Origin of the sequence: Rhodococcus sp. NPDC057014, from assembly GCF_042673295.1 — a bacterium.
In the GTDB taxonomy this organism is placed as follows: Bacteria; Actinomycetota; Actinomycetes; order Mycobacteriales; family Mycobacteriaceae; genus Rhodococcus_F.
Genome location: NZ_JBHUSF010000286.1, coordinates 1 through 12,260, shown reverse-complemented (window position 1 = coordinate 12,260; position 12,260 = coordinate 1). Strand labels below are relative to the sequence as shown.

The window sequence follows — 12,260 nt, the reverse complement described above, 5'->3', positions numbered from 1 at the left end:
GGCGCGGGTGTGGGCGCGCCGGGCGGCGGGACGGCCCCGCTGGTGCCGGGAGTCGTTCCGTCGCCACCGGTTTGACCGCTCCACGTCGGCACGCCGGCCTGACCGCCGATCGGGTCGGGCCACGGGAAGTCTTCCCAATCGGTGTCGTCGAGTGCGCCGTCCATCGTGTCCTTCCAGATGTCCGACGGCAGACCCGAACCGTAGATCAGCCCGCCCCAGCTGTTGTTGATGGCGGTGGCGTCGGCCTTACCGATCCACACAGCCGTCGACAGCGACGGCGTGTAGCCGACCATCCAGGCGTCCTTGTTCTCACCGGTGTCGCCGAGTTGCGCCGTGCCGGTCTTCGCCGCGGACGGGCGTCCCCCCGCCAGCGCGTGGCCCCGCGAGTACGAGGCGATCGGCATCAGTGCCTGGCTGATGTTGTCGGCGACGGCCGCGTCGAGTCGCTGCTCGCCGGGACTGGGCGCCCGGTCGAGGAGCACGACACCGTCGGCGGTCACGACGCGCTGCACGAAATACGGCTGGTGATACACCCCGGACGCCGCGAGCGTCGCATACGCGGACGCCATGTCGATCGGTCGCGACAGGTACTGGCCGAGGACGATGCCGCCCTCCGGTTCGCCGCCGTTCTCACTGAGCGTCTTGCCCTGCACCCCGGGAATGAAGTCCGGGATGCCCGCCTTGTGGGCGGCGTCGGCGATGGCCTGCGGGCCGTTGTCCATCGACATCATCAACCGGTAGAAGCTCGTGTTCAGCGACCGCTTCGTCGCCTCCGCGATGGTGCACGTGCCGCAGGATTCGCCCTCGACGTTGCCGATCTGCACACTGCCGACGGTCAGCGGGGCACTGCTGAACCGGGCCGATAGGGGGATGCCCTGATCGAGAGCGGCGGCCAGGCCGAAGACCTTGAACGACGACCCCGTCTGCAGCGGCGCCTGCGCGTAGTCGAAGCCGGCGCCGTCCTCGCCGCCGTAATACGCGCGCACACCGCCGGTGCGCGGGTCGATGGACACGACCGCGGTCCGCAGCGCCGGATCCTCACCCTCCAGGTTGTCGTGGACGGCGTCGATCGCGGACTGCTGCGCCTTCGGATCGATCGTGGTGGTGATCTGCAGGCCCTCCGTGTTGAGGGTCTGCTCGGAGATCCCCGCATCCGACAACTCGCGCAGCACCTGGTTGCGGATCAGGCCGTCGGGGCCGGGCGCGGAGTTGGCGTCGGTGGGCCGGTTGGACGGCGCCGTGACCGGGAACTCCGTGGCACTGCGATCCTGCTGACTCAGCACACCCATCGAGACCATGCCGTCGAGCACGTAGTTCCACCGCGCCTGCAACTGGTCGAGATTCGCTTCCGGGTCGAGGTACGACGGACTCTGGATCACCGAGGCGAGCACCGCGCCTTCGGCGACGGTGAGGTCGGCGACCGGCTTGTCGAAGTACGCGCGCGACGCCGCCTCGATGCCGTACGCGCCGCGACCGAAGTAGATGGTGTTGAGGTAGGCGGCGAGGATCTCGTCCTTGGACCATTCGCGGGCCATCTTGGTGGAGATCACGAGTTCCCGCATCTTGCGATACACGTTGCGGTCCGCGCCGACCAGCACGTTCTTGACGTACTGCTGCGTGATCGTCGACCCGCCGCCCGCGCTTTCCTTGCCGAGGACGTTGTCGCGGGCGGCGCGCATGAACCCGGTGACGGAGAACCCGGGGTTGGAGTAGAAGTTGCGGTCCTCCGCCGACAGGACGGCGTCGCGGACGTGCTGCGGGATGGCGTCGAGCGCTATCTCGGTGCGGTTGCCCTCCGGCGGGATCACCTTGGTCAGCTCGGTGGTGCCGTCGGCAGCGAAGACGGTCGCCACCTGGTTGGTCTTCATGTCCGACGGGCGCGGGACCTCGGCGCGGATGTAACTGACCAGGAAGACGACGAGCGGGATGACCAGCAGCAGCGCGATCACCACCAGGCTCACCCGGCGGACCGTGCGCCACCGCGTGCGCTTCTTCCTGTCCGGTGGTGGGGTGGTCGTCTCGGCCGAACCGTCGTCCGCGGGCGGTGTGTCTCCCGGATCGGAGGCACGATTGTCCGTCGCGTCGTTGCCTGAACTCACTTACACACTCCCGGTCAGTTATCCGGTCACGGAGGATCGTCGCACCCACCCGTACGTATGTTATGTGAACGACCGGAGGCGTGGCGTGCGGCGCGCTATCGCTCAGCAACTATCCGTACCGACCGGACTGTTTCAGCGCACCCGCTTCCGGGCGGTGATCGCCAGCCCCGACAGCACCAGGCACCCGAGCAACACCAGCGCGGGGGTGACGCCGGGGTCGCCGCGGAACACCTCGACGACCGCGGCGACGAACGCCATCACCGTGAAGAACCCGAGGATCCCGATGAGGACCTCGAGCCGCTGCCGCTTCGCCACCGGATGCACGACCGAACCCTATTCCCCTCGCTCCGCTCGACCGTCAACTCTTCACGCCGCCGGCCGTCAGGCCCGACACGATGCGACGCTGAAACAGCAGCACCATGATCACCAGCGGAATGGTGACGATCGTGCCGGCCGCCATGATCGCCGCGTACGGCACGACGTGCGGGTCGTTGCCGGAGAACCGGGCGATCGCGACCGTGACCGGTTCGGTGGCGTCGCTGGAGAGCTGGCTGGCCAGCAGGTACTCGTTGACGGTCGCGATGAACGCGAGGATGGCCGTGGTGAACAGGGCCGGCGCCGCGAGCGGCAGCATCACCAGCCGGAACGCCTGACCGCGGCTGGCGCCGTCGATGCGGGCGGCCTCCTCGAGTTCCCAGGGAAGTTCCTTGAAGAACGACGTCAGCGTGTAGATGGTGAGCGGCAGGACGAACGAGATGTTCGGGATGATCATCGCCTGGTACGTGCCGATCCAGCCGATGTTCGTGAACAGCTGGAACAGCGGGGTGACCAGCGCGACGACGGGGAACATCGACGCCCCGAGCACGATGCCGACCACCACGTACTTGAATCGGAACTCGATGCGGGCCAGCGCGTAGGCGGTGAAGATGCCGACGGCGAGGGCGATGACCGTGGTGATTCCGCCGATGATCATGCTGTTGACGACGGCGCGGGTGAAGTTGTTGCCGCTGCTCGTCGACAGTGCGTTCTGGAAATTCTCGAGCGTGACGTGCGTGGGCCACGGGGTGGTGTCGAACGTGTAATCCGGGTCGCGGAACGCCGTCACCATCATCCAGTAGAACGGCGCGAGTCCCCAGACCAGGATGATCGCGACGCCGACGTAGATGCGGGAGTTCTTGAACGCGAGCCGCTTCGGACGGTTCCGGGCGGGGGGTTTGCTCGGGAGTTCGAGCTCCGGGGCGCGGTGGGTCACGGCTTCGGGCCCTTTCGCTGGGCTTCCTGAGTTTCGACGGCGTTGGCGCCGAGGAATTTCACGAGCACGAATGCCACCGCGAAGATCAGGAGGAACGTGATGGTCGAGAGTGCGGACGCGCTGTTGAACCCTTGCCGCACCTGGTCGACCACGAGGATCGACACCGTCGTGGTGGCCGGGTTGCCGCCGGTCAGGATGGCGGGCAGGTCGTACATGCGCAGGGCGTCCATCGTGCGGAACAGGATCGCGACCATCAGCGCCGGCTTCACCAGCGGGAGCGTGATCTGCCGGAACCGCTGCCACGCGGAGGCGCCGTCGACCCGCGCCGCCTCGTACACGTCCTGCGGGATCATCTGCAGGCCGGCGAGGATCAGCAGGGCCATGAACGGGGTGGTCTTCCAGACGTCCGAGATGATCACCGCGAACCGGGCCGGCCAGGCGTCCGAAGTCCACAGGATCTCGGTGCCGAGGAGGCGGTTGGCGATGCCGTCGTAGGCGAAGATGAAGTACCAGAGCTTGGCGGTGACCGCGGTCGGGATGGCCCACGGGATCAGGACCGCGGCGCGCAGCAGGGCGCGGCCCTTGAACGTCTTGCCCATGATGATCGCCATCCACAGGCCGATCGCGACCTCGAGCGCCACCGTGACGACCGTGAAGAACGCGGTGTTCCCGACGGCCGACCAGAACTGGGAGCCGAGCGTGCCGGGCGGGCACGCCACCGCCACCCCGCTCGGGGACGTGCACTGCTGCAGAATCCAGTGCGTGTAATTGGTGAGTCCGGCCCAGCCGCCCTCGACGAACATGCCGGTCGACGGATCGAGTCCCGCGTCCTTCTGGAACGACATCACCACTGCCCGGACCACCGGGTAGCCGATGACGACGGCCAGCACGACGAGCGTCGGGACGACCAGCATCCACGCGCGACGACCGCTCAGCCCGGAGCTTCGCGTGTTCACGCTCTTCTCACGCGAACCGCGGCCGGGGTCGGAACCCCCGGCCGCGGTGCGGGCCGGCGCTCCACTGGTGGTCCCAGTCGGAACGGCCATGTTCACTCCTGTGCTCTACGAGCCTGCGGACTGGATACCGGACTGCATGTCCGTGATCGCCTGATCCACCGACTTCTCACCCTTGATGGCAGCGTAGGCGTTGTCCTGCACGGCCTTCGACACCGCCGGGTAGAACGGCGTGACCGGGCGGGGGACGGCGTTCTCGATCGACACCTTCAGCGTCGGCATGAACGGGAACGCCGCAATGATCTCCGGGTCGTCGTACAGTGCGGCGCGGACCGGCGGCAGCGAGCCCATGGCGATGATCCGCTGCGCCTGCTCACCCTGCAGGAACGTGAGGAAGTCGCGGGCCGTCGCCTTGTTCTCGGAGTACGCGCTGATGGCCGCGTTGTAGCCGCCGAGCGTCGAGGCGCCGATGCCGTCCTTGCCGGGCAGCGGGGCGACCGCGTACTTGCCCTTCACCGCGGACGAATCCTTGTCGGCGGTGCCGTACACGTACGGCCAGTTGCGCAGGAACAGCGCTTTGCCGTCCTCGAACGCCTTCTGGCTTTCGGGCTCCTTGAACGTGGTGTCCTGGGCCGGGATGTCGCCGTTCTTGAAGTTGTCGACCAGAACCTGCAGGCCGGCGCGGGCCTCGGGGCTGTCGACCGTGGGGGTCTTGCCGTCTTCGCCGACGAACGAGCCGCCGTAGGAGTTGATGACCTCGGCGGTGTTCACCGTCAGGCCCTCGTACGGTGCGAACTGACCGGCGTAGCAGTCGATGTTGTTGGTCTTCGCGACCTCACACGCGGCGGCCAGCTCGGTCCACGTCTTCGGTGCGGCGGGCAGCAGGTCGCTGCGGTAGTACAGCAGGCCGCCGTTGGTGTTCTTCGGCGCCGCGTACTGGGTGCCGTTGTAGGCGGCGCTGTCGACCGTGGCGGGGAGGATTCCGGTGTTGTCCACCGCGAACTCGCCGGTCAGCGGCTGCAGCCAGCCCTTCGCCGCGAATTCCGCGGTCCAGGGGACGTCGAGTGCGACGACGTCGTAGTCGGACTGCTTGGCCTGCAGGTGCTGGACCAGGTCGTCGTGCGCCTGATCGGCGTCGTTCGACTGCTCCTTGAACGTCACCTGCTCGTCCGGGTGCTCGGCGTTCCATGCGTCGATGATCTGGCGGACGACACCGGTCTCGGTGGTGTCCTTGCCCTCGACGTACGTGATGGGTCCGCGACCGTCGAGGTTCTCCGACGTGGAATCGCTGCCGCTGTCGCTCGAGCAAGCGGTGAGCGTGACCAGCGAGGCGGCGGTGGCAAACACCGCGGCGCGCCGGACCGCTCTCGAAATCTGAACCATGGAGTCTCCCCGTGGGTAAAGGTGGATGAACCCCGCCACGGTGCGACGAGATTTCGCGGCACCGCTGCGGCGTCGGAACATACTGTGGCATGGAACACCGTCGAAGTCCGGCATTACCCCCGACCTGAATCGGTCAGGAGACGCCGCGATCAGCTGAGCCGGTAGCCCTCGGACGCCGAGAACAGGTGCACCTGCGACGGGTCGACGTGCAGTTTCACCAGGTCACCCTTGCGGGGCGGGTTCCGCCAGTCGGCCCGGGCCACCAACTGCTGCGTCTCCCCGTTGACGGTGCTGCGGCCGTAGATGTAGGCGTCGGATCCGAGTTCCTCCACCACCGCCACCTCCATCGGGATGCCGGTGGTCGACAGTTCCAGGTGCTCCGGGCGGATCCCGACGACCACCTGACGCTCGTCCGTGTCGGAACGCAGCTGCCGGGGCAGCGGGATGGTCGCGTCGCCGAGCAGCACCCCGTCCGGAGTGATCGGCAGCGTGAAGAGGTTCATCGACGGCGACCCCATGAAACCGGCGACGAACACGTTCGCCGGCCGGTTGTAGAGGTCGCGCGGCGACGCGCACTGCTGCAGCACCCCGTCCTTCAGCACGGCCACCCGATCACCCATGGTCATGGCCTCGACCTGGTCGTGCGTCACGTACACCATCGTCGTCTCGAGGCGCCGCTGCAGCTGCGCGATCTGGGTGCGCGTCTGCACCCGAAGCTTGGCGTCGAGGTTGGACAGCGGCTCGTCCATCAGGAACACCTGCGGCTGCCGGACGATGGCGCGGCCCATCGCGACGCGCTGCCGCTGACCGCCGGACAGCGCCTTCGGCTTGCGGTCCAGGTACGGCTCGAGGTCGAGGAGTTTCGCCGTCTCCTCGACGCGTGTGCGGATGTCGTCCTTCGCGGCGCCGGCGAGCTTGAGCGCGAAACCCATGTTCTCGGCCACCGACATGTGCGGGTACAGCGCATAGTTCTGGAACACCATCGCGATGTCGCGTTCCTTGGGTTCCTGCGTGGTGACGTCGCGGTCACCGATGAGGATCCGCCCGCTGTGGACGTCCTCGAGCCCGGCCAGCATCCGCAGCGACGTCGACTTGCCGCAGCCGGACGGGCCGACGAGGACCAGGAACTCGCCGTCCTCGATCTTCAGGTCGAGCGTGTCGACGGCCGGCTTGTCCGAGCCGGGGAACAGGCAGGTGGCACCGTCGTAGGTCACTGTGGCCATGAACGTCGAAGTCCCTTCTACCCGGCGCCGCGCTCAGGTGCGTGAGAATGTACCTGTTGACACACTTTCTCACTCACCTGTGGGTTGGTCCGGTACGAATTCCCCTCGGTCCGAATCATGTTGGTCGCATTTCATGTACAGGTTTCTCCACAGCTGGGGATGAACGCCGTCATGAAACGGGGGCGTGGCGGCTGCGCCGCCCGTGCGCGGTTGAGGAGTGTCAGGACTCGTCAACCGCGCACGGGCGATAGCCTGCCCTGGTGAGTTCCGACAAGATGCTGACCCGCATCGGCGGGCTCCTCCGACAGGCGGAATCCACCGACAACCCGCACGAGGGCGAGGCCTTCATGGCGGCGGCCCAGCGGCTCGCCACCGCCTCCTCGATCGACCTCGCGGTGGCGCGCGCCCACGCGGCGGGCCGGGAGAAGCGGGCGACGCCCACGCAACGGCTGATCACGATCGGTGAACCCGGCAAGAAGGGTCTGCGCACGTACGCGCAGCTGTTCCTGGTGATCGCCGCCGCCAACGACGTACAGTGCGACATCGCCCAGACGTCGGCCGTCATCTACGCGTACGGGTTCGCCGGCGACATCGACGTCTGCGAGGCCCTGTACGCGAGCCTGCTGATCCAGATGGTCCGGGCGTCGGACGCCTACATCAAGTCCGGCGAGTACCGCGACGAGACGACGGTCCGGACGCGGGTCGAGACGCGTGGACGCCGCCGGGTCGCGACGCGGGTGCGACGCCCCGTCGCCGGCGTCACCGCCCGGTTGAACTTTCAGCTGGCCTACGCCGCGCGGATCGGGCAGCGCCTCGCCGACGCCAAGAAGGAGGCCGAGGAGCAGGCGGTGTCGGTGCCGGAGTCGTCGGCGGAGACGGCGCTGGTCCTGCGCGACAAGCAGCTCGAACTGAAGGACTATTACTCGGAGAACTCGCCGGCCCGCGGCACGTGGCGCGGCGGCCGGGCGTCCGCCGGACATTCGTCGAGTGCACAGCGGGCGGGGGATCGCGCCGCCCGGACCGCCCGGTTGAGCAATTCCCCCGAACTGCCTGTCGCGCGCAGGCAGATCCCGTCGTGAAGCGGCCCCGCGACACTCAGCGCACCGCCGTGTACGACGCGGAAGCGTTGGTGCGCACCATGTTCGACCGCGCCGACGAACGCGGGCTGAGGGTCGTCGACGTCCTGGGGTCGCAGGTGACGCTGCCGGTGGAACGCAAGTTCGCGTCCATCGATTCGGTGCAGGACTACGTCGACCGGGTGCTCGCCCTGAACTGGGTGCGATCCACGTGGACGCGGGCGGCCACCCCGATCCACGTCCGGGCGAGGTCGGGCAACAAGGCCGCGCACTACGAAAGCGATTGCGCGACAATCGCGGTACCCGAGCACCGGAACGGCAGCGCCTGGGCGTTCCGCGAACTGGTGGTGCTGCACGAGATCGCCCACCACCTCGACCCGTCCGATCCCGACTACCCGACGGTCGCGCCGCACGGACCGGAATACGTGGACCGCTACCTCACCCTGGTCGGGGAGATCATCGGCCCCGAGGCGGCGTTCGTCCTGCGGACCATGCTCCTCGCAGGCGGGGTGCGGCTGAACTGACGCCCGGACGCCGCTTCCTCGTCCGTGCCGGAGACGATCGGCGGCAGATGCCGGAGGTACACGGCGTCGACGACGGCGACCAGGAACGCGATCGCAGCGGCGACCCACCCGACGACGTGGACGCTGGAGGTGAAGGCCTCGCGGGCGGAGTCGAGCAGCGCGGCGCCGCCTGGACCGAGTTGCGCCGCCGAATTCGCGGCGCCGGCAAGGCTTTCACGCGCCCCGTCCGCCAGCTCACCGGGAACGTCCGGGGCGATGGCCAGCTGGGTGCGGTACACGAGCGCGCCGAGACTGCCCACGACGGCGAGCCCGATGGCGTACCCGAACTCGGCACTCGTCTCGGACATCGCGGCCGCCGAACCGGCCTTCGCGCTGGGCACCGAGCCGACGACGATCCCGGTGCCGAGCGTGACGAGCGGCCCGCATCCGAGGTTCATGCCCGCCAGTCCGGCGATGATCGCGACCAGCCCGCCGTCCGCGTCGGCGTGCGTGTAGAGGAAGCATCCCGCCGCGGCGACGACCATGCCGCCGGAGATCGCGAACACCGGCCGGACGCGTTGCGCGAGTAGCGGAGCCCCACCGAAACTCACGATCGCCGCGAGCGCCGCCGGCAGCATCGCGAAGCCCGCCTGCAGCGGTGTGAGACCGGCGACGAGTTGCAGGAACTGGGCGGTGAAGAACATCAGCGATCCGATGACGGTCACGAGCATCATGCTGATCACGACGGTCGTGAACGCACGGTTGCGGAAGAGCGTCAGATCGACGAGCGGGTCGTCGAGGCGCCTCTGCCTGCGCACGAAGACCCACCCGAACGCGACACCGACGACCACTGCGAGAGCGGAGGTCGTGGCCCAGCCGTGACTGGCGAACTCCTTGAGCCCGAACACCGCGGGCAGGATCGCGGCGAGCGACAGGGCGACGCTGGTCAGGTCGACGCGACCTGCCGCCCGGTCGCGTTCCTCGGGCAGCAGAATCGGGCCGAGGACGAGCAGCAGGACCATCGCCGGCACACCGAGGAGGAACACCGAACCCCACCAGAAGTGCTCGAGCATGAAACCGCCGACGACGGGTCCGGCGGCGGCGCCGCCCATGAATCCGATCATCCACAGTCCGATCGCCACCGACCGCTGCCGGGCGTCGCGGAACATCGTGCTGATCAGGCCGAGCGTCGACGGTGCCAGGGTCGCCCCGGCGATGCCGAGCAGGGCGCGTGCGGCGATGAGCATCTCCGGACTCGTGGAGAAGGCGGCGACCACCGACGCGGCGGCGAACCCGGCACCGCCGAGGAGCAGCAGGGTGCGGCGGCCGATCCGGTCGCCGAGGGTGCCCGCGGTCAGCATGAAACCGACGAGCAGGAACCCGTAGATGTCCATGATCCACAACTGCTCGGTGGCGCCGGCATCGAGATCGCGGCTCAGGCTCGGCAGGGCGAGCAGCAGCACGAACACGTCGACGGACACGAGCAGCGAGGCCAGGCCGAGCACGGCGAGACCGGCCCATTCGCGAGCGCCGGCCGTGGTGGTCCGAGCGTCGGAGGCAGCGGTGAATTCGCTCATGTCAGCCACCGTAACCAGGCATGGTCCTAAAACACAACCACTTAGTCGTGATTTGGTACTATCGTGGTATGGCGTCCCGACGTACCTACGGTTCCTACGACGACGGCTGCGCCGCCGCACACGCCCTCGACCTGATCGGGGAGCGGTGGTCGCTGATCGTGGTCCGCGAACTCATGCTCGGCCCCAAACGCTTCACCGACCTCCGCAGCGGCGTACTCGGCGCCAGCGCGAACGTGCTGTCGCAACGACTGCGCGACCTCGAGGAGGCGGGCATCGTCCGCCGGGTCACGCTCGGACCTCCGGCGCGCGCCCAGGTGTACGAGCTGACCGAGTGGGGTCTCGACCTCGAACCGGTGCTCCGGGCGCTGGGGCGCTGGGGAGTGCGCTCGCCCGCCATGCCGCACGGCGCGCAGGTCAGCAACGAGACCACCGTGCTGTCGATGCGGACCATGCTCGAGGACGTCCCGCTGGGTGACGTGAACGTGCGCCTCGAACTACGACTCGGCGAGGGCGACGTCATCCGCATCGACACCACCGACGGGCTCGTCATCGAGCGGGGCAGCGCCGTCGACCCCGATGCGGTGGTGACCGCCGAATCCACGGTCTTCACGTCCATGGCGTTCTACGGCCGCGACCTCGACGAGGCGATCGACGCCGGCGACGCCACCGTCGACGGCGACCGGAATGCCGTCCGGCGCTTCCTCGGCCTGCTCCCCGCGCTGGCCTGACACCACGACAGCGATTGCGCGACAATCGCGGAATCCGAGCCCGGGTCAGTCGCGGGGGCGCAGCCTGACGAAACGGATCTCGCGGCCCGCCGCCCGGAAGTCGGACGCGCTGCCGTCGACGTCGAAACCCATGCCCCGGGCGATCCGCATCGCGAGTTTCGGATGCTCCGCCGCGTAGTGCGCCATGAAGTCCGCGCCGGTGTCGGCGTCGAGGAATTCGGCTGTCACGGACAGTCGCCGGCGGCCCACCTGGGCCGTCGCGTTCGGCTGCGCCCGCAGGTTCCGGTACCAATCGGACTTGGGACCGAACCCGGCGGCCAGCACGTACCCGTCGCCGACGGCGTCGTGGTTGACCACCTCGAGCACGACCTGCCTGCGGGCGCCGGTCTTGCGCCCGACGTGTTCGAGGAGCAGAAACCGGCCGCCGAGCAGAAACCCGAGATGGCAGCGGTAGAGGTGGATCGGCGCACGGAAGAACGCCCGCCGGAAGCCGGTGGGCGGGTCGGGCCGCCGGGTGACCTTCACACGCCCAGTCTTCCACGGCCGCCGCCCGCTCGGCGGTTCGTTGTGCGCCCGGCCGTCGCGCGAGCAGTATGGATCGAGAAGGCCCACCGTCTACTCCGAGGAGCCAGAATGACTCGTCCAGTTCGCATCGGCGTCCAACTTCAGCCGCAGCACGCTCCCGACTACGGGTTGATCCGCGACGCGGTGCTGCGGGCCGAGGACGCCGGCGTCGACATCGTCTTCAACTGGGATCACTTCTACCCGCTGTACGGCGACCCCGCAGGCGCCCACTTCGAATGCTGGACGATGCTCGGGGCGTTCGCCGAACAGACCGAACGGGTGGAGATCGGCGCGCTCGTCACGTGCGCCGGCTACCGCAACCCGGACCTCCTCGCCGACATGGCCCGCACCGTCGACCACATCAGCGGCGGACGCCTGATCCTGGGCATCGGCTCGGGCTGGTTCGAGCGCGACTACGACGAGTACGGCTACGAATTCGGCACCGCCGGGTCGCGCCTCGACCTGCTGGCCGAGTACCTCCCACGGATCACCGCCCGGTTCGCCAAGCTGGAACCCGCACCCACCCGGCACATTCCGATCCTCATCGGCGGCGGCGGCGAGAAGAAGACGTTGCCGCTGGTCGGCAAGTACGGCGACATCTGGCACAGCTTCAGCGACATGGACACCTACCAACGTAAGTCGGGGATCCTGGCCGAACACGCCCGCAGCGCCGGACGCAGCCCCGACAGCATCCAGCACTCGACGTCGTGGCCGGGCGTCGGCGACGCGGCAGCCCACGTCGACGCCGGCGTCACCCTCTTCACCGTGGGCGTCGGCGGCCCCGACTACGACCTCGGCACGCTGAAGGAGGCCATCGCCTGGCGCGACGAGAACACCCCGCCGCCGCTGTCGGGCCTGGCCTAGGCGCTTCGCGCCCGTGAGTGGTTAACGAGTCTCTGCAC

General features: G+C 68.5%; 12 protein-coding genes. 4 read left to right on the top strand and 8 right to left on the bottom strand.

Annotated elements, in window-relative coordinates:
- The 6 genes from ACFTZB_RS35735 to ACFTZB_RS35710 all read right to left on the bottom strand — a co-directional run.
- Window positions 1-2,099: transglycosylase domain-containing protein (locus ACFTZB_RS35735; RefSeq protein WP_378439100.1), on the bottom strand; the 2,099-nt coding region annotated here is incomplete at its 3' end.
- A 132-nt stretch (window positions 2,100-2,231) separates the two neighbouring features.
- Entirely contained in the window at window positions 2,232-2,423 is a 192-nt protein-coding gene (locus ACFTZB_RS35730) for a hypothetical protein (RefSeq protein ID WP_095861518.1), read from the bottom strand.
- 34 nt (window positions 2,424-2,457) lie between these two features.
- A complete protein-coding gene (locus ACFTZB_RS35725) occupies window positions 2,458-3,351 on the bottom strand; it encodes a carbohydrate ABC transporter permease (protein ID WP_378439097.1) in 894 nt (297 codons plus the stop codon).
- A complete protein-coding gene (locus ACFTZB_RS35720; RefSeq protein ID WP_378439095.1) occupies window positions 3,348-4,397 on the bottom strand; it encodes a carbohydrate ABC transporter permease in 1,050 nt (349 codons plus the stop codon). Before ACFTZB_RS35720 ends, ACFTZB_RS35725 begins: the two co-directional genes overlap by 4 nt.
- Before the next feature lie 15 nt (window positions 4,398-4,412).
- Window positions 4,413-5,687 (bottom strand): ABC transporter substrate-binding protein, encoded by a 1,275-nt coding sequence (locus tag ACFTZB_RS35715; protein ID WP_378439093.1) that lies wholly within the window; start codon window positions 5,685-5,687, stop codon window positions 4,413-4,415.
- Between the two features lie 149 nt (window positions 5,688-5,836).
- Window positions 5,837-6,910 carry an ABC transporter ATP-binding protein gene (locus ACFTZB_RS35710; RefSeq protein WP_087555586.1) on the bottom strand — a complete coding sequence of 358 codons (1,074 nt, stop codon included), beginning with the start codon at window positions 6,908-6,910 and terminating at the stop codon, window positions 5,837-5,839.
- A gap of 260 nt (window positions 6,911-7,170) precedes the next feature.
- Here ACFTZB_RS35710 and ACFTZB_RS35705 point away from each other — a divergent pair, with 260 nt between their 5' ends.
- Both ACFTZB_RS35705 and ACFTZB_RS35700 read left to right on the top strand, forming a co-directional pair.
- Complete coding sequence (locus ACFTZB_RS35705) at window positions 7,171-7,989, top strand: DUF2786 domain-containing protein (RefSeq protein ID WP_378439091.1); 819 nt, start codon at window positions 7,171-7,173, stop codon at window positions 7,987-7,989.
- Window positions 7,986-8,510: a TIGR04338 family metallohydrolase gene (locus tag ACFTZB_RS35700; protein ID WP_378439088.1), complete on the top strand. Its 525-nt coding sequence runs from the start codon at window positions 7,986-7,988 to the stop codon at window positions 8,508-8,510. The genes ACFTZB_RS35705 and ACFTZB_RS35700 overlap by 4 nt, the downstream gene beginning before the upstream one ends.
- Here the strand turns inward: ACFTZB_RS35700 and ACFTZB_RS35695 are convergent.
- The gene (locus ACFTZB_RS35695; RefSeq protein WP_378439086.1) at window positions 8,420-10,066 is read right to left on the bottom strand and encodes an MFS transporter; all 1,647 of its coding nucleotides are present in this window, start codon (window positions 10,064-10,066) and stop codon (window positions 8,420-8,422) included. The two genes, ACFTZB_RS35700 and ACFTZB_RS35695, sit on opposite strands and share 91 nt — an antisense overlap.
- A 68-nt stretch (window positions 10,067-10,134) precedes the next feature.
- Here ACFTZB_RS35695 and ACFTZB_RS35690 point away from each other — a divergent pair, with 68 nt between their 5' ends.
- Window positions 10,135-10,794: a winged helix-turn-helix transcriptional regulator gene (locus tag ACFTZB_RS35690; protein ID WP_378439084.1), complete on the top strand. Its 660-nt coding sequence runs from the start codon at window positions 10,135-10,137 to the stop codon at window positions 10,792-10,794.
- A gap of 45 nt (window positions 10,795-10,839) precedes the next feature.
- Here the strand turns inward: ACFTZB_RS35690 and ACFTZB_RS35685 are convergent, their stop codons facing one another.
- A complete protein-coding gene (locus tag ACFTZB_RS35685) occupies window positions 10,840-11,319 on the bottom strand; it encodes a nitroreductase family deazaflavin-dependent oxidoreductase (RefSeq protein WP_378439082.1) in 480 nt (159 codons plus the stop codon).
- Between the two features lie 108 nt (window positions 11,320-11,427).
- On the opposite strand from ACFTZB_RS35685, the gene ACFTZB_RS35680 reads away from it, so the two are divergent.
- Window positions 11,428-12,222 (top strand): LLM class F420-dependent oxidoreductase, encoded by a 795-nt coding sequence (locus ACFTZB_RS35680; RefSeq protein ID WP_378439080.1) that lies wholly within the window; start codon window positions 11,428-11,430, stop codon window positions 12,220-12,222.
- The last annotated feature ends 38 nt before the right edge of the window (window positions 12,223-12,260 follow it).